Raw genomic sequence first — 16,403 nt, 5'->3', positions numbered from 1 at the left:
CCGGCCCACCAGGACAGCCCCCGACCCCGGCGCAGGAGAACCATGACCGACCCCAGTGACCCGACCCGCTACGAGACCGCCCGGCTGAAGGCGGGCACCCTGATGGAGGCCCTGCCGTGGATCCAGCGCTACGCCGGCTCCGTGATGGTCTTCAAGTACGGCGGCAACGCCATGGTGTCCGAACCGCTGCGGCAGGCCTTCGCGGAGGACATGGTGTTCCTGCGCCACGTCGGGATCAAGCCGGTCGTGGTGCACGGGGGCGGGCCGCAGATCAACCGCATGCTGGAGCGCCTGGGCATCGAGTCCGAGTTCCGCGGAGGCCTGCGGGTCACGTCCCGGGAGGCCGTGGACGCCATCCGGATGGTGCTCACCGGTCAGGTCCAGCGGGAGCTGGTGTCCCTGCTCAACGCCACCGGCCCGTACGCCGTCGGCCTCTCCGGGGAGGACGCCGAGCTGTTCCGCGCCGTCCGCCGGGGCACGGTGGTGGACGGCGAGGAGGTGGACCTCGGCCACGTCGGCGAGGTGGTGGGCGTCAACGCCGAGCCCGTGACCCAGCTCCTCGAGGCCGGGCGGATCCCCGTCATCTCCTCCGTGGCGCCGGAGGTCGACGCGCAGGGACGCCCCACCGGGGAGATCCTCAACGTCAACGCGGACACCGCCGCGGCCGCCGTGGCCGTGGCCCTGCGCGCCGAGAAGTTCGTGGCCCTCACCGACGTCGAGGGCCTCTACGCGAACTGGCCGGACCGGGACTCCCTCATCGCGTCCCTGTCCGCCTCCGAGCTGCGCGCGATGCTCCCGGACCTGCAGGCCGGGATGATCCCCAAGATGGAGGCGGCCCTGCGGGCCGTGGAGGGCGGGGCGCGCCGGGCGTCCATCGTCGACGGGCGCAGCCCGCACTCCTGCCTGCTCGAGATCTTCACCGACACCGGCATCGGCACCCAGCTCGTCCCCGACCACGGAGCATCGTCATGACCGCCCAGCACACCACCGCCCAGCACACCACCTCCCGGTACTCGGCCCAGACGGCCCTGCTCGGCGAGTACGCCGACTCGCTGCTCGGCGTCTTCGGCAAGCCCTCGCTCGTGCTCACCCACGGCAAGGGCGCCGTGGTCACCGACGCCGACGGCCGGGACTACCTCGACCTGCTCGCCGGCATCGCCGTGAACGCCCTCGGCCACGCCCACCCGCGCTGGGTGGAGATCGTCTCCCGCCAGCTGGGCACCCTCGGCCACGTCTCCAACTTCTTCACGTCCCCGCAGCAGATCGCCCTCGCGGGGAAGCTGCTGGCCCTGGCCGGGGCGCCGGCCGGCTCGCACGTCTTCTTCGCGAACTCCGGGGCGGAGGCCAACGAGGCCGCGTTCAAGCTGGCCCGCCGCCACGGCCAGGAGCACCCCGGCCCGGACGGCCGGCCCCGCGGCACCGTCCTCGCCCTCGAGTCCGCCTTCCACGGCCGCACCATGGGCGCGCTCGCCCTGACCGCCAAGGAGGCGTACCGGGCGCCCTTCGAGCCCCTGCCCGGCGGGGTGCAGCACATCCCGGCGACGGTCGAGGCCCTCGAGGAGCACCTCGACGGGACCGTCGCCGCGCTCATCGTGGAGCCCGTCCAGGGCGAGGCCGGTGTGCGCGAGCTGCCCGAGGGCTACCTCCGGGCCGCCCGGGAGCTCACCCGCCGGCACGGGGCGCTGCTGGTCGTGGACGAGGTGCAGACCGGGATGGGCCGCACCGGCCGCTGGTTCGCCTCCTCCGCGGAGCTCACCGGCGCCGACCTGCCGGACGCGATCACGCTGGCCAAGGGGCTCGGCGGCGGCTTCCCGATCGGGGCGATGCTGACCGTCGGCGCCGAGGTCTCCGCGCTGCTGGGCGCCGGGCAGCACGGCACCACCTTCGGCGGCAACCCGCCGGCCACCGCCGCGGGCCTCGCGACCGTGACGGTGATCGAGGAGGACGGCCTGCTCGAGCACGCCCGGACCGTGGGCGCCGTGCTGGGGGAGGGGCTGCGCTCGGTCCCCGGCATCGGGCAGGTCCGCCAGCGCGGGCTGCTGATCGGGGCCGACCTCGAGGTCCCCGAGGGCGCCGGCGCCCCGTTCGGCCCCGCCGTGGTCGACGCCGCCCGGGAGGCCGGGTTCATCGTCAACGCGACCGGGCCCGGCACCCTGCGCCTCGCCCCGCCCCTGATCCTCACCGAGGAGCAGGCCCGCTCCTTCCTGGACGCCCTCCCCGCGATCCTCCGCACCGCCACCGCCGCCGTCACGGCCCCCGCCGCGACCACGGCCGAGACCCCGCCGAAAGAAGCATGAACCCGTCCATGACCGCCCCCCGCCACTTCCTCGTCGACACCGACCTCTCCCAGCAGGAGCAGGCCGAGGTGCTCGAGCTCGCCGCCCGCCTCAAGGCCGACCGCTGGGCCCACCGCCCCTACGCGGGGCCGCAGACCGTGGCCGTGGTCTTCGACAAGACCTCGACCCGCACCCGCGTCTCGTTCTCCGCGGGGATCGTCGACCTCGGCGGCCACCCCCTGGTGATCAACCCGGGGGAGTCCCAGCTGGGCAAGGAGAGCATCGCGGACACCGCCCGCGTCTTCTCCCGGATGGTCTCGACCATCGTGTGGCGCACCTACGCCCAGTCCGGCCTGGAGGAGATGGCCGCGGTCTCGACCGTGCCGGTCGTCAACGGGCTCTCCGACGCCTACCACCCGTGCCAGATCCTGGCGGACCTGCTCACCGTCCGGGAGCACCGGGGGGACCTCGCGGGGCTCAGCTTCGCCTACCTCGGGGACGCCGCCAACAACATGGCCCACTCCTACCTCCTGGGCGGGGCCACCGCCGGGATGCACGTGCGCGTGGCCGGCCCGGCGAGCCACCAGCCGGACCCGGAGGTCGTGCGGGCCGCCGAGGAGCGCGCCGGCAGCACCGGGGGCTCCGTCCTCGTGACCGCGGACCCGGCCGAGGCGCTCGCCGGGGCGGACGTGGTGTGCACCGACACCTGGGTGTCGATGGGCCAGGAGGCCGAGACCGAGGCCCGGGCGGAGATCTTCCGGGCCTACGCCGTGGACGCGGCGGCGATGGACCGGGCCGCGCCCGGTGCGCTGTTCCTGCACTGCCTGCCCGCGTTCCGCGGCTCCGAGGTCGCGGCCGAGGTCATCGACGGCCCGCAGTCCGTGGTGTGGGACGAGGCCGAGAACCGGCTGCACGCCCAGAAGGCGCTGCTGGTGTGGCTCATGGCCCGCTCCGGGCGCTACGACCTGGACGCCGCCGACACCCCCGCCGTCCCGGCATGAGCATCCCCGCCACCAAGACCGCGCGGCAGGCCCGGATCGTGGCCCTCGTGACCGGCGGGGTGATCCACTCGCAGGCCGAGCTGGCCGCCCGCCTGGCCGAGGACGGCGTCCAGGTCACCCAGGCGACCCTCTCCCGCGATCTCGTGGAGCTCGGCGCGGCCCGGGTCCGCGACGGCTCCGGCGCCCTCGTCTACGCCGTCCCGCAGGCCGGGGCGGACCGCTCGCCGGCCTCGGGGATCACCCAGGAGATCCTCGACGCCCGCCTGGCGGCGCTGTGCCGGGAGCTGCTGGTCACGGCCGAGGCGAGCGCGAACCTCGTGGTGCTGCGCACCCCGCCGGGGGCGGCCCAGTACTTCGCGTCCGCCATCGACACGTCGGTGCTGCCCGCGGTGCTCGGGACCATCGCCGGCGACGACACGATCATGGTCGTGTGCCGGGACGCCGACGGCGGGCCCGCGGTGGCCCGCCGCTTTCTCGAGCTCGCGGAGTGAGCCGGGGCCGTCCGGGCAGGGACGGGCGGCGGCCTCAGCGCGCCGTGTGCTCCTCCAGGACGGGGACGAGCTCCGTGCGCTCGAAGACCCGGGCGAAGTCCAGGGCGGAGTGGGCGCCGGCCGTCTGGGAGGCGCCGGCCGCCAGCAGGGCCCGGACGATCGGCTCGTTGCCCCGGAAGACGGCGCTCATCAGCGCCGTCTGACCGTTGTCGTTGACCCGGTCCGGGTCGGCACCGGCCTCGAGGAGGGCGGTGACGGTCTCCTCGCGCTGGTGGTAGGCGGCGAGGATCAGCAGGGTGTCGCCCTTGCTGTTCGTCAGGTTGACCGGCACGCCCGCGCGCACGGCCGGCAGCAGGTTCTCGGCGTCGCCCGTGCGGGCCATCTCGAACAGGGACAGCACGTAGGCCATCTCGTCCTCGGTCAGCTGCGGCGCCGCCCCCTCGGGGGACGCCTGCGGCTGCTGCGGCTGCTGGGGGTGCTGGGGGTGCTGAGGGTGCTCGCTCACGGTGGTCCTTCGCGCTGGATCGGATGATGGCCTGCAGGGCAGTTTAACGGGGACGGGCCCCGCGGCGCGCCCCGCTCCGGATATCCGGGTCTTGACGTCGCAGTAACCGGCTGGCACGCTCGTGTGACACAGCTCACCACCCGTCCCTTCCTCGCGCCGGTGCCCGGGCACCGGGGATCCGGAGTTCCCCCATGACGAATCTCGCCACCCTGCTCACCGACACGGCCGCGGCCCGGCCGGAAGCCCCGGCCGTGGTCCTCGACGACCGGGTCCTGAGCTACGGGGCCCTGGACGACCTCTCCGCACGGGTCGCGTCGATGCTCGCCGCCCGGGGCATCGGCGAGGGGGACCGGGTGGCCATGATCCTGCCCAACGTCCCGCACATGCCGATCGCCTACTACGGGATCCTGCGCGCGGGCGGCGTCGTCGTGCCCCTGAACCCCCTGCTCAGCCCCCGCGAGCTCGCCTACCACTTCGAGGACGCCGAGGTGTCCCTGGTGCTCGTGTGGGAGGCCATGGCCGAGGCCACCCGGAGCGCGATCGCCGACTCGGAGCGCGACGTCCCGGTCGTCGAGATCTCGGCCGCCGGCACGCTGCAGGCGCTCGGCGACGTCCCGCCCCGGCCCGGGACGGCCGACCGGGACGACGACGAGCCCGCCGTGCTGCTCTACACCTCGGGCACCACGGGCCGGCCCAAGGGCGCCGTCCTGACCCACCACAACCTGCGCACCAACGCGGAGCTGTCCGCGAGCCTCTTCGATCTGCGTCCCGGGGACGTCATGTTCGGGGCCCTGCCGTTCTTCCACGTCTTCGGCCAGACCGTGGCGCTCAACGGCGTGGTCCAGGCCGGGGCGGCCGTCACCCTCCTGCCGCGCTTCGACCCGGCCCGGGCGCTGGAGATCCTGGCGCGGGACGAGGTCACCGTCTTCGCCGGGGTGCCGAGCATGTACGTGGCCCTGCTCTCCGCGGCGGGCGAGGGCCCCGTGGAGCTCCCGCACCTGCGGGCCGGGGTCTCGGGCGGGTCCCCCCTGCCGGTCGAGGTGCTGGAGCGCTTCGAGCAGGTTTTCGGGGCGCCCATCTACGAGGGGTACGGGCTCTCCGAGACCTCCCCGGTGGTGTGCTTCAACCAGAAGGAGCACGGCCGCAGGCCGGGCTCGATCGGCACGGTGGTGCGCGGGGCGCAGCTGAGGATCGTGGACGACCTCGGCGAGGAGCTCCCGGCCGGGGAGGTCGGCGAGCTCGTCGTGGCCGGGGAGTACGTGATGGCCGGCTACTGGCGCAATCCCGAGGCCACCGCGGCCGCGATCCGCGACGGCTGGTTCCACACGGGGGACCTCGCCCGGGTGGACGAGGACGGCTTCTACTACATCGTGGACCGCAAGAAGGACATGGTCCTGCGCGGGGGCTACAACGTGTACCCGCGCGAGGTGGAGGAGGTCATCTACCAGTTCCCGGGCATCGCCGAGGCCGCGGTCGTCGGGGTCCCGGACGAGGCGATGGGCGAGGAGGTCGCCGCCGTCGTCGCCTTCCGCGACGTGCCCGAGGAGGAGCGGGACGCCACGGTCGACGAGCTGGACGCCTTCGTCCGCGAGCGGGTGGCCAAGTACAAGCACCCGCGCTACTACAAGGTGGTCGACGAGCTGCCGAAGGGCCCCACGGGCAAGATCCTCAAGCGCTCCCTCGACCTCGAGGGCGCCGGGCGCCGCGGCTGAGCCCGCCCGCAGCGCGTGAGAGAGGGGGCCGGCCGCTGGTCAGCGGCCGGCCCCTTCTCTCGTGCGCGGGTCCCTCGGACCCCGGGGAGGCGCCCCGGCGGGGCGCCTCCCGTCACCGGGTCAGCTGGACATCATCGCGGGGCTCTGCTGGGGCTCCCGCTCGACGACGACGCGCTCGTTGGGCACGCAGTGGGTCATGGTGAGCCCCTCCACGCTGCGCGGGCCGTTGTTGCCCAGGTTCGCCACGCGCTGCAGCTCGGCCTCGGACAGGCGCTGGGTGGGCAGCGGGCCCAGGTCCTTGACGTCCTCGAGGGAGACGCCGATGCCGTCGCCCACGCGGCGGCCCATCTCGTCCTCCACCATGTAGAAGTGCCAGACCATGCGCTCCTGGATCGGGCGGTCGCACTGCGAGAGCGCGTCGACCAGGTTGGCGATGAGCTCCTCCTTCTCCCACTCCTCCTGGAGCTGGAAGCGCTCACCGGCCTGCTGGTAGTCGTTGGTCCGCTCGATCCGGGCGCGGGTCACGCGGCCGGTGATCTCCGGGCCGACCTCGGGGTGGTAGTCCTCGCCCTTCGGGGCCTCCTGGACACCGCCCGTGATGGTGGGCTCGTAGTTCACGTGCGGGTTCTGGCCCGGGGCGTGGTCCACGCCGTAGGCCATCGAGCCGTCGCGCTGGTTGGTGGCCACGGGGGCCTTCGGCGCGTTGACCGGCAGCTGCAGGTAGTTCGGGCCCACCCGGTAGCGCTGGGTGTCCGAGTAGGAGAAGGTCCGCCCCACGAGCATCTTGTCGTCGGAGAAGTCCAGGCCGTCCACCAGCACGCCGGTGCCGAAGGCGATCTGCTCGTTCTCGGCGAAGAAGTTCTCGGCGTTGCGGTTGAGGACCATCCGCCCGACCGGCCGGGGCGGGAAGATCTCCTCCGGCCAGACCTTGGTGTCGTCCAGCGGGTCGAAGTCCAGCTCGGGGTGGTCGTGGTCCTCCATGACCTGGACCTGCAGCTCCCACTCGGGGTAGTCGCCGGCCTCGATCGCGTCGTAGAGGTCCTTGGTGTGGGAGCCCAGGGTCTGGGCCTGGATGTTGGCGGCGTCGGCCGAGGTCAGGGACTTCACGCCCTGCTTCGGGATCCAGTGGTACTTCACCAGGAGGGACTCCCCGGCGGCGTTGACCCACTTGTAGGTGTTGACGCCGAAGCCCTGCTGGTGGCGGTAGTCCGCCGGGATCCCCCGCGGGGAGAAGAGGATCGTGATCATGTGCATCGCCTCGGGCGACTGGCTGAAGAAGTCGAAGGCGCGGTTGGCCACCGACGCCTCGAAGTTCACGGGGTCCGGCTTCTGGGAGTGGATGAAGTCGGGGAACTTGATGGCGTCACGGATGAAGAACACGCCCAGGTTGTTGCCGACGAGGTCCCAGTTGCCCTCCTCGGTGTACATCTTCACGGCGAAGCCGCGGGGATCGCGGGCCACCTCGGAGGAGTCGCGGCCGCCGGCCACGGTGGAGAAGCGCACGGCCACGTCGGTGCGCTTGCCGGCCTCGGAGAAGACCTTGGCGCGGGTGAACTTCTCGATGGGCTCGTCGCCGTACGCGCCGTAGGCCTCGAAGTAGCCGAAGGCGGTGGTGCCGCGGGCGTGCACCACGCGCTCGGGGATGCGCTCGCGGTCGAAGTGGCTCATCTTCTCGAGGAAGGCGTAGTTCTCGAGGGTCGCGGGGCCTCGCGAGCCGACCGTGCGGGTGTTCTGGTTGTCGCGGACCGGGTGGCCCTGGCGCGTGGTCAGGGTCTGGTCGGGAACGTTCGTCATGGGGTTCCTCTCGGGGTAGGGACCGGGTGTCGGACAGGGCCGGGGCGCGTGCGCTCCGTCCTGCCCGGGTGTGCTCATCGGTGAGGACGACACCTCGGGACCAGTATGTCGGAACCTCCCGGCTATTGCTAGCGACTCATAATTGCGGAGTGGCGCGCCGGTCGCGGCGTTCTGGCGTGCGGGGACGCGGCGCCGGCCCGGTGCGGGGCCGCGGTCCGGGCCCGTGGCGGACGTTCCCGGCCGTCCGCCCGGACCGGAGGGTGGCAGGCCGGCCGTGGGTGGGCGCCGCCGGCCTTCCGGCCCCCGGGGGCGTGATGCATAAATACAAGTGAGCGTGTATAGTCATGCACAGAAGGCGGGGCCACGTCGTGGCGCCCGGACCACCGACGAAGGAGAACACCGTGACCGAGCGCGTTGTGCTGGCCTACTCCGGAGGCCTCGACACCTCCGTGGCCATCGGCTGGATCGGCGAGGCGACGGGGGCCGAGGTCATCGCCGTGGCCGTCGACGTCGGGCAGGGCGGGGAGGACCTCGAGACCATCCGCCGCCGGGCGCTGGACTGCGGCGCCGTGGAGGCCTACGTGGCCGACGCCCGCGACGAGTTCGCCGCGGAGTACTGCATGCCCGCTCTGCAGGCGAACGCCCTGTACATGGACGCCTACCCGGTGGTGTCCGCCCTGTCCCGGCCCGTGATCGTCAAGCACCTCGTGGCCGCGGCGAAGCGCTTCGGGGCCTCCACCGTGGCCCACGGCTGCACGGGCAAGGGCAACGACCAGGTCCGCTTCGAGGTCGGCATCCAGACGCTGGGCCCGGAGCTCAAGTGCATCGCCCCCGTCCGCGACCTCGCCCTGACGCGCGACAAGGCCATCAACTACGCCGAGAAGCACCACCTGCCGATCGCCACCACCAAGAAGAACCCGTTCTCCATCGACCAGAACGTCTGGGGCCGCGCCGTGGAGACCGGGTTCCTCGAGGACATCTGGAACGCCCCCACCAAGGACGTCTACGACTACACGGACGACCCCACGTTCCCGCCGCCGGCGGACGAGGTCGTGATCAGCTTCAAGGGCGGCATCCCGGTGGCCCTCGACGGCGAGCCCGTCACCCCGCTGCAGGCGATCCAGGAGATGAACCGGCGCGCCGGGGCCCAGGGCGTGGGCCGGATCGACATCGTGGAGGACCGGCTCGTGGGCATCAAGTCCCGCGAGGTCTACGAGGCCCCCGGCGCCATGGCCCTGATCGCCGCGCACCGGGAGCTCGAGAACGTGACGGTCGAGCGCGAGCAGGCCCGCTTCAAGCGGATCGCCACCCAGCGCTGGACCGAGCTGGTCTACGACGGCCAGTGGTTCTCCCCGCTCAAGCAGTCCCTCGACGCCTTCATCCAGGACACCCAGAAGTACGTGGACGGCGACATCCGGATGACCCTGCACGCGGGTCAGGCCACGGTCACCGGCCGCCGCTCCGCCACGTCCCTGTACGACTTCAACCTCGCCACCTACGACGAGGGCGACGCGTTCGACCAGTCCCAGGCCCGCGGGTTCATCGAGCTGTTCGGCATGTCCTCGAAGGTCGCCGCGTCCCGCGAGCAGCGGCTCGCGGCCGAGGGCAAGTAGACCAGGAGCACGTAGGCTCGTGCCGAGCAGGAACGGGCACGACCACGGAGGGCCCCATCCCGGCGGTGGGGCCCTCCGCGCACGCCGGAGCACCCGGCCCCGGCGGCCGGGTGCGGCCGGGACCGCACGGCCAGGACGGAACGAGGAGAGACATGGCGCAGCAGGACAAGCACGGGACCAACGAGGGCGCGCTCTGGGGCGGGCGCTTCGCCGGGGGACCGGCCGACGCCCTCGCGGAGCTGAGCCGGTCGACGCACTTCGACTGGCGGCTGGCCCCCTACGACATCGCCGGCTCCCGCGCCCACGCCCGCGTGCTGCGCACCGCCGGGCTGCTCACCGACGGTGAGCTGGAGGGCATGCTCGCAGCGCTCGACCGGCTGGAGGCGGACGTCCGCTCCGGGGCCTACGTGCCGGCCCCCTCCGACGAGGACGTCCACGGCTCCCTCGAACGGGGGCTGATCGAGCGCGCCGGGCCCGAGCTGGGCGGCAAGCTGCGCGCGGGCCGCTCCCGCAACGACCAGATCGCCACCCTGGGGCGGATGTACCTGCGCGACCACGCCTCGATCATCGCCCGCAACGTCCTCGACGTGGTGCAGGCCCTCCTGGACCAGGCGAAGGCCCACCCGGAGGCCCCGATGCCCGGGCGCACGCACCTCCAGCACGCCCAGCCGGTGCTGCTGTCCCACCACCTGCTCGCCCACGCCTGGGCGATGCTGCGCGACGTCCAGCGGCTCGTGGACTGGGACGCCCGCGCCGCCGTCTCGCCCTACGGCTCCGGCGCGCTCGCGGGGTCCTCCCTGGGGCTGGACCCCCGCGCCGTCGCCGCCGAGCTGGGCTTCGACTCCGCGGTGCACAACTCCATCGACGGCACCGCGTCCCGGGATGTCTACGCCGAGTTCTCGTGGGTCACCGCGATGATCGCCGTGGACATGTCCCGGATCTCCGAGGAGATCACCACGTGGGCCACGAAGGAGTTCTCGTTCGTCACCCTCGACGACGCCTTCTCGACCGGATCCTCGATCATGCCGCAGAAGAAGAACCCGGACATCGCTGAGCTCGCCCGCGGCAAGGCGGGCCGGCTGATCGGCGATCTCACGGGACTGCTGGCCACGCTCAAGGGCCTGCCGCTGGCCTACAACCGGGACCTGCAGGAGGACAAGGAGCCCGTCTTCGACGCCATCGACCAGCTCGAGGTGCTGCTGCCCGCCGTGGCCGGGATGATCGGGACGCTGACGTTCCACACCGCGCGCCTGGCCGAGCTCGCCCCGCAGGGCTTCGCGCTGGCCACCGACGTCGCCGAGTGGCTCGTGCGCCAGGGCGTGCCCTTCCGGGACGCCCACGAGATCGCCGGGGACACGGTGCGGGTCTGCGAGCAGCGCGGGATCGAGCTGTGGGACCTCTCCGACGCCGACTTCGCCGCGATCTCCCCGCGGCTCACCCCCGGGGTGCGCGAGGTGCTCACCGTCGAGGGATCGCTGGCCTCCCGCAGCGCCCAGGGCGGCACGGCCCCCTCGGCCGTAGCGGCGCAGATCGGTGAGCTCGAGCGCCAGGTGGCCGCGGCCGCGGAGTTCTCGCGGCGGGCCCCCGTCGTCGCCGGATGAGCCGCACCGGGCCGGTCGGCGGGCAGGGCCCGGAGCCGGCGCTGCTCGAGCTGCTGTCCCGGCCGGCCCCCGAGGTGGCGCCCCGGCTGCTCGGGGCCCTGTTCGGCCGCCGGAGCCCCGAGGGCACGGTGACGCTGCGGATCACGGAGGTCGAGGCCTACGGCGGCCCGGACGGCTCCGACCTCCCGGACCCCGGGGCGCACACGTGGCGCGGCCGGACGGTGCGCAACGCCTCGATGTTCGGCCCGCCCGGCCACGTCTACGTCTACTTCACGTACGGGATGCACCACGCCGTGAACCTGGTCTGCCGCCCCGAGGGCACCGCCGGCGGGTGCCTGCTCCGGGCCGGCGAGGTGGTGGGCGGCACGGACCTGGCCCGCGCCCGCCGTCTGGCGGGCCGGTCCGGGCCCGTGCCGGACGCCGCGCTGGCCCGCGGACCCGGCAACCTCGCCAAGGCGCTGGGGATCGACCGGAGCCACGACGGCGCCCCGCTCACGGCGCAGGAGAACGCCGCGGCGCCGGGCTTCTTCCTGCGCCTGCCCCCGCCGGGCGAGTGCGCGGCGGCCGCGAGCGGACCGCGCACCGGGGTCTCCGGCGCCGGCGGGACCTCCGTGTTCCCCTGGCGCTGGTGGCTGCCGGGTGAGCCCTCCGTCTCCCCGTACCGTGCCGCGGCCCCGCGGCGCCGCCGCTGAGCCCGGGCGGCTAGCATGAGCGGCGTGACTGAATCCGTTGAGCAGATGATCGAGCGCCTGTGCGTGAAGATCCCCGACCACCCGGAGCCGGGGATCCTCTTCCGCGACCTGACGCCCCTGTTCGCGGACGGCCCCGGATTCCGGCGGACCGCCGACGCGCTGGCCGATGCGTTCCGCGGCCAGTTCGACTACGTGGCCGGCATCGAGGCCCGGGGCTTCCTGATGGCCGGGGCCGTGGCCTACACCTCCGGCGTGGGCCTGATCCCGGTGCGCAAGGCCGGGAAGCTGCCGCGGGAGACCTACCGGGAGGAGTACGTCCTGGAGTACGGCTCGGCGGTGCTGGAGATCCACACCGACGACGTCCCCCGCGGGGCCCGCGTGCTCGTGCTCGACGACATCCTCGCGACCGGCGGCACGCTCGGGGCCACGGCGCAGCTGCTGCACCGGGCCGGGCTGCACGTGGCCGGCTTCGGACTGATCATGGAGCTCACCGACCTGCGGGGCCGCAGCCGGCTGGGCGGGCACCGCGTCCGGGCGCTGTACCGCGTCTGACCAGGGGCGTCGCCGCGGGGCGAACGCCTGTTACGCACGGTGCGGCCCGGTCGCCGTGGCGGCGCCCGCGGACCGGTAGAATCGATGGTCTGTTCGATCCGGAACGAGGTGTCCCCCCATGGCAGAGACCGTTGCCACGATGGCGGCCGAGCAACTGGCCGTCGAACGCGCGTACGTCGCGATGCTCTACGACCGGCTCGACGAGCTGCGCGCCGAGAAGACCGCGGAGCTCGCGGCGGTGCGCCGGAGCGAGTCCTTCGGCAACCACCAGAACCGCGCCGAGCGGGACGCGTTCGCGTCCCACTACGAGGACCGCCTCGCCCAGCTCGAGGCGGTGAACCACCGGCTGGTCTTCGGCCGCCTGGACGGCCAGGACGGCGACCGCCGCTACGTGGGACGCATCGGTCTGGCCACCGCGGACCACCAGCGGCTCATGGTGGACTGGCGCGCCCGCGAGGCGGCCGCCTTCTACCAGGCCACCGCGCAGAGCCCGATGGGCGTCCGGCGCCGCCGCCACCTGATCCTCGAGGGCCGCGACGTGGCGGCGCTCGAGGACGACGTCCTGGACCCCGACATGCTCGAGGACGAGGGCGTCCTGCACGGGGAGGGCGCCCTGCTGGCGGCGCTGAACCAGAAGCGCACCGGGCGGATGTCGGACATCGTCGCGACGATCCAGGCCGAGCAGGACCGGATCATCCGCGCCCCTCTGCCCGGCGTGCGCGTGGTGCAGGGCGGGCCCGGCACCGGCAAGACCGCCGTGGCGCTGCACCGGGCGGCGTACCTGCTCTACGAGCACCGGGAGCGGCTGCGCAAGGCCGGGGTGCTCATCGTCGGTCCGTCGTCGTCGTTCATGTGGTACATCGAGCGGGTGCTGCCGGCGCTGGGGGAGACCGGGGTGGTGATGTCCTCCCTGTCCGAGCTCTTCCCGGGTGTGGCCGCCGTCCCGGAGCGCGACCCGCGCACCGCCCGGCTCAAGGCAGGGTTGGACATGGCCGAGGTCGTCGCCCGCGCCGTGCGGGACCGGCAGAAGGTGCCCGCGCGGGAACAGGTCCTGCACGTCGACACGCACCGCGTGACCCTGACCCCGCGCACGGTCAAGCGCGCCCGGGACAAGGCTCGCGCCACCGGCAAGCCCCACAACGAGGCGCGCAACACCTTCGTGAAGATCGTGCTGCGCGAGCTCACCGAGCAGCTCGGCGAGCACCTCAACACGACGAGCGGCAACGTCATGGACCGGTCCTACCTGGCGGAGGACATCCGCCAGGCCCGGGACGTGCGGATCGCGCTCAACCTCGCGTGGATGCCCATGACGCCGCAGACGCTCGTCGGCCAGCTGTTCAGCAAGCGCCACTACCTCGAGTCCGCCGCCCCGCACCTGGACGCCGCGCAGATCGAGGCCCTGCTGCGCCCGGCCGACGCCCCCTTCACCGTGGCGGACGTCCCGCTGCTGGACGAGGCGGCCGAGCTGCTGGGCGACCTCGACCAGGCGGGGGTGCGCCGGCGGGCCGAGGCGGACCGGGAGCACCGCAAGGCCACCGACAACGCCGAGCACGCGCTGCAGAACATGCACCAGAGCCTCGAGGACGTCGGCGCGGACGGCATCGTGACCGCCGCCCAGCTCACGGACTTCAACGCGGTGACCCAGCACCGGATGACCGCGGCCGAGGCCGCGACCGCGGACCGCACGTGGGCCTACGGGCACGTCGTGGTCGACGAGGCCCAGGAGCTCTCGCCCATGCAGTGGCGCGTGCTCATGCGCCGGTGCCCCATGAAGTCGTTCACCGTGGTCGGCGACATCGCCCAGGCCGGCTCCGCCACCGCCGCCCGCAGCTGGCAGGACGCGCTCGAGCCCTTCGTGGGGGAGCGGTTCGTCCTCGACGAGCTCACGGTCAACTACCGCACCCCGGCGGCCATCGCGGAGGCCGCCGTCGACGTCGCCCGGGCCGCCGGCCTGGAGCTCTCCGCCCCGCGGGCCGTCCGCGAGGGGGAGGCGCCCATCGTGCAGCGCGTCGACCCGGCGGACGCGGCCGAGGCCGTCCTCGACCAGGTGCGCGCCGAGCTCGAGGTCGTCAACGGCGGGCTCGTGGCCGTGATCGTGCCCGAGGACCGGGTGCAGGAGATCGGCACCGCGCTGGCCGGGGCCCTGCCCGGCCTCGTGGGCGCCGGGGTCCGCCGGCTGGACCGGCAGGTCGTGGTGCTCTCCGCGTGGGACGCCAAGGGACTCGAGTTCGACTCGGTCGTGGTCCTCGAGCCCCAGGCCCTCGTCGAGGAGGTCGGCGGCGGCGTCGGCAACCTCTACGTCGCCATGACCCGCCCCACCCAGCGGCTGCGGGTCGTCGCCGCCCGCCGGCTCCCCGCCGGCCTCGACCGGTTCTGAGCCCGCGGCCCCCGGGAGCCCCGGGGGCCGCGGAGGCGGATCCGTCTCCGCGTCCTGGTACCTTGGAAGCCGTGTCGAACGCTATAGACCTGGACTCCCAGCACAACGATCCGTCCTTCGCCAACGTCTGGCAGGAGCTGCAGTGGCGCGGGCTCGTGCACGTGTCGACCGACGAGGCGGCCCTCGAGCGGGCGCTGTCGGAGGAGACGGTCACCTATTACTGCGGGTTCGACCCCACCGCGGCGTCCCTGCACCTCGGTCACCTGGTGCAGCTGCTGCTCATGCGCCGGCTCCAGCTGGCCGGCCACCACCCCATCGGCCTCGTGGGCGGTTCCACCGGACTGATCGGCGATCCCCGGCAGACCTCCGAGCGGATCCTGAACTCGAAGGAGACCGTCGGGCAGTGGGTGGAGCTGCTGCGGGCCCAGGTCGAGCGGTTCCTGTCCTTCGAGGGCGAGAACCGGGCCGTGATGGTCAACAACCTGGACTGGACCTCCCCGCTCTCCGCCATCGACTTCCTGCGCGACATCGGCAAGCACTTCCGGGTCGGCACGATGATCAAGAAGGACATCGTGGCCAAGCGGCTGCACTCGGAGGAGGGCATCTCCTACACCGAGTTCAGCTACCAGATCCTGCAGGGGCTGGACTACCTGAACCTCTACCGCGAGCACGGGTGCACCCTGCAGACCGGTGGCTCCGACCAGTGGGGGAACCTGACCTCCGGGACCGAGCTGATCCGCAAGGTGGAGGGCAGGTCCGTGCACGCCGTCGGCACCCCGCTGATCACGAACTCGGACGGCACGAAGTTCGGCAAGTCCGAGGGCAACGCCGTGTGGCTGGACCCGGAGCTGACCTCGCCGTACGCCTTCTACCAGTTCTGGCTCAACACTGCCGACGCCGACGTGGTCGACCGGCTGAAGGTCTTCACCTTCCGGACCCGCGAGGAGATCGAGGAGCTGGCCCGCGCGGTGGCGGAGGAGCCCTACAAGCGGGAGGCCCAGAAGGTCCTGGCCTGGGAGGTCAACACCCTGGTGCACGGGGTCGAGGCGACCGAGAAGGCGATCGCGGCCTCGGCCGCGGTCTTCGGCCGCGGCGAGCTCGCGGAACTCGACGCCGAGACCCTCGGCTCGGTGGCCCGCGAGCTGCCGGGCGCGAGCGTGGGATCCGGATCGCTGCAGGTCGCCGACCTGCTCGTAGCCACCGGGCTGTCGGAGTCGAAGTCCGCCGCGCGCCGGACCCTCAAGGAGGGCGGGGCCTACGTCAACAACGAGAAGGTCGTCGGCGAGGACGCCGAGCTCGGACCCGACCAGCTGCTGCACGGGCGGTGGGCGCTGCTGCGGCGCGGCAAGAAGCACCTCGCCGCCGTCACTGTGGAGGCCTGACCCCGGCGCGGTCCGCGCGACCGAGCACCCCTCACCCCCGTCCGGGAGCCGAGCTTGCAGGCCCCTGGGCGGGGGTGTAATGTTCATCGAGTCGTCAGGCAGGGCCGAGAGGCCGGCGGACGACACCACCGCAAAGAGCAGCAGGTCCTCCGGGTCCTGCCTAGTTCATGCGGGATCGACCGTCCCGGTCGGTCCGGACCCGGGTCAGCGCAAGTTGACACGCCGAGAACGGACTGCGTAGGATGATCGAGCTGCCTGAGGCGGGGAACGGAACGTTCCGGCCGGGGCGGACAAAAAATTTTCGACACGGTTTCCGGGTGTTGGTGCCTGGTTGCTGGTCTGTTGTTTGAGAACTCAATAGTGTGCCATGTTTGTTGATACCGATTTTTTATTTTCGGTTGATGGGT

The 16,403-nt window shown here is 72.9% G+C and carries 13 protein-coding genes; 11 read left to right on the top strand and 2 right to left on the bottom strand.

Translation table 11 applies throughout. The annotated features are described in order from the left end of the window. The first annotated feature begins 42 nt into the window (after nucleotides 1-42). Genes argB through QYM41_RS07715 form a run of 4 tightly spaced genes read left to right on the top strand, consistent with a single transcriptional unit; the run spans nucleotide 43 to nucleotide 3,768 of the window. A complete protein-coding gene (argB, locus tag QYM41_RS07730; protein WP_368799162.1) occupies nucleotides 43-972 on the top strand; it encodes an acetylglutamate kinase in 930 nt (309 codons plus the stop codon). Then, entirely contained in the window at nucleotides 969-2,297 is a 1,329-nt protein-coding gene (locus QYM41_RS07725) for an acetylornithine transaminase (RefSeq protein WP_368799161.1), read from the top strand. The genes argB and QYM41_RS07725 overlap by 4 nt, the downstream gene beginning before the upstream one ends. Before the next feature lie 8 nt (nucleotides 2,298-2,305). Further along, a complete protein-coding gene (gene argF / locus QYM41_RS07720; protein ID WP_438612562.1) occupies nucleotides 2,306-3,277 on the top strand; it encodes an ornithine carbamoyltransferase in 972 nt (323 codons plus the stop codon). Next, a complete protein-coding gene (locus tag QYM41_RS07715) occupies nucleotides 3,274-3,768 on the top strand; it encodes an arginine repressor (RefSeq protein ID WP_368799159.1) in 495 nt (164 codons plus the stop codon). The genes argF and QYM41_RS07715 overlap by 4 nt, the downstream gene beginning before the upstream one ends. A 34-nt stretch (nucleotides 3,769-3,802) precedes the next feature. Here the strand turns inward: QYM41_RS07715 and QYM41_RS07710 are convergent, their stop codons facing one another. After that, nucleotides 3,803-4,273, bottom strand: a complete 471-nt coding sequence (locus QYM41_RS07710) for an ankyrin repeat domain-containing protein (RefSeq protein WP_438612561.1) — start codon at nucleotides 4,271-4,273, stop codon at nucleotides 3,803-3,805. 191 nt (nucleotides 4,274-4,464) lie between these two features. Here QYM41_RS07710 and QYM41_RS07705 point away from each other — a divergent pair, with 191 nt between their 5' ends. Beyond that, the gene (locus tag QYM41_RS07705; RefSeq protein WP_368799158.1) at nucleotides 4,465-5,985 is read left to right on the top strand and encodes a long-chain-fatty-acid--CoA ligase; all 1,521 of its coding nucleotides are present in this window, start codon (nucleotides 4,465-4,467) and stop codon (nucleotides 5,983-5,985) included. Nucleotides 5,986-6,105: 120 nt separating this feature from the next. On the opposite strand, the gene QYM41_RS07700 is transcribed toward QYM41_RS07705, so the two are convergent. Continuing rightward, nucleotides 6,106-7,779: a catalase gene (locus QYM41_RS07700; protein ID WP_368799157.1), complete on the bottom strand. Its 1,674-nt coding sequence runs from the start codon at nucleotides 7,777-7,779 to the stop codon at nucleotides 6,106-6,108. A gap of 401 nt (nucleotides 7,780-8,180) precedes the next feature. Here QYM41_RS07700 and QYM41_RS07695 point away from each other — a divergent pair, with 401 nt between their 5' ends. The 6 genes from QYM41_RS07695 to tyrS all read left to right on the top strand — a co-directional run bounded on the left by QYM41_RS07695 (nucleotide 8,181) and on the right by tyrS (nucleotide 15,996). Then, nucleotides 8,181-9,392 carry an argininosuccinate synthase gene (locus QYM41_RS07695; protein WP_368799156.1) on the top strand — a complete coding sequence of 404 codons (1,212 nt, stop codon included), beginning with the start codon at nucleotides 8,181-8,183 and terminating at the stop codon, nucleotides 9,390-9,392. Nucleotides 9,393-9,544: 152 nt separating this feature from the next. Next, entirely contained in the window at nucleotides 9,545-10,993 is a 1,449-nt protein-coding gene (argH, locus tag QYM41_RS07690) for an argininosuccinate lyase (protein ID WP_368799155.1), read from the top strand. Beyond that, a complete protein-coding gene (locus QYM41_RS07685; RefSeq protein WP_368799154.1) occupies nucleotides 10,990-11,685 on the top strand; it encodes a DNA-3-methyladenine glycosylase in 696 nt (231 codons plus the stop codon). Before argH ends, QYM41_RS07685 begins: the two co-directional genes overlap by 4 nt. 45 nt (nucleotides 11,686-11,730) lie before the next feature. Further along, on the top strand, nucleotides 11,731-12,237 hold the full coding sequence (locus tag QYM41_RS07680) for an adenine phosphoribosyltransferase (protein ID WP_438612565.1): 507 nt from the start codon (nucleotides 11,731-11,733) through the stop codon (nucleotides 12,235-12,237). Between the two features lie 118 nt (nucleotides 12,238-12,355). Next, nucleotides 12,356-14,614, top strand: coding sequence for a HelD family protein (locus tag QYM41_RS07675; protein WP_368799152.1), 2,259 nt, complete (start codon nucleotides 12,356-12,358; stop codon nucleotides 14,612-14,614). A gap of 71 nt (nucleotides 14,615-14,685) precedes the next feature. Beyond that, nucleotides 14,686-15,996 (top strand): tyrosine--tRNA ligase, encoded by a 1,311-nt coding sequence (tyrS, locus tag QYM41_RS07670; protein ID WP_368799151.1) that lies wholly within the window; start codon nucleotides 14,686-14,688, stop codon nucleotides 15,994-15,996. Nucleotides 15,997-16,403: the final 407 nt, after the last annotated feature.

The organism is Kocuria oxytropis, assembly GCF_040981195.1.
GTDB classification, from domain to species: Bacteria; Actinomycetota; Actinomycetes; order Actinomycetales; family Micrococcaceae; genus Kocuria; species Kocuria oxytropis.
The sequence above is the reverse complement of the archived record's forward strand: the minus strand, read 5'-3'. Positions and strand labels throughout refer to the sequence as shown.

Excerpts from the sequence above, each read along its gene's own strand:
- QYM41_RS07680 (WP_438612565.1), top strand. The coding sequence starts at position 11,731 with ATGATCGAGCGCCTGTGCGTGAAGATCCCCGACCACCCGGAGCCGGGG.
- QYM41_RS07725 (WP_368799161.1), top strand. The coding sequence starts at position 969 with ATGACCGCCCAGCACACCACCGCCCAGCACACCACCTCCCGGTACTCG.
- QYM41_RS07715 (WP_368799159.1), top strand. The coding sequence starts at position 3,274 with ATGAGCATCCCCGCCACCAAGACCGCGCGGCAGGCCCGGATCGTGGCC.
- QYM41_RS07700 (WP_368799157.1), bottom strand. The coding sequence starts at position 7,779 with ATGACGAACGTTCCCGACCAGACCCTGACCACGCGCCAGGGCCACCCG.
- QYM41_RS07675 (WP_368799152.1), top strand. The coding sequence starts at position 12,356 with ATGGCAGAGACCGTTGCCACGATGGCGGCCGAGCAACTGGCCGTCGAA.
- QYM41_RS07685 (WP_368799154.1), top strand. The coding sequence starts at position 10,990 with ATGAGCCGCACCGGGCCGGTCGGCGGGCAGGGCCCGGAGCCGGCGCTG.
- QYM41_RS07705 (WP_368799158.1), top strand. The coding sequence starts at position 4,465 with ATGACGAATCTCGCCACCCTGCTCACCGACACGGCCGCGGCCCGGCCG.
- argH (WP_368799155.1), top strand. The coding sequence starts at position 9,545 with ATGGCGCAGCAGGACAAGCACGGGACCAACGAGGGCGCGCTCTGGGGC.
- argB (WP_368799162.1), top strand. The coding sequence starts at position 43 with ATGACCGACCCCAGTGACCCGACCCGCTACGAGACCGCCCGGCTGAAG.
- argF (WP_438612562.1), top strand. The coding sequence starts at position 2,306 with ATGACCGCCCCCCGCCACTTCCTCGTCGACACCGACCTCTCCCAGCAG.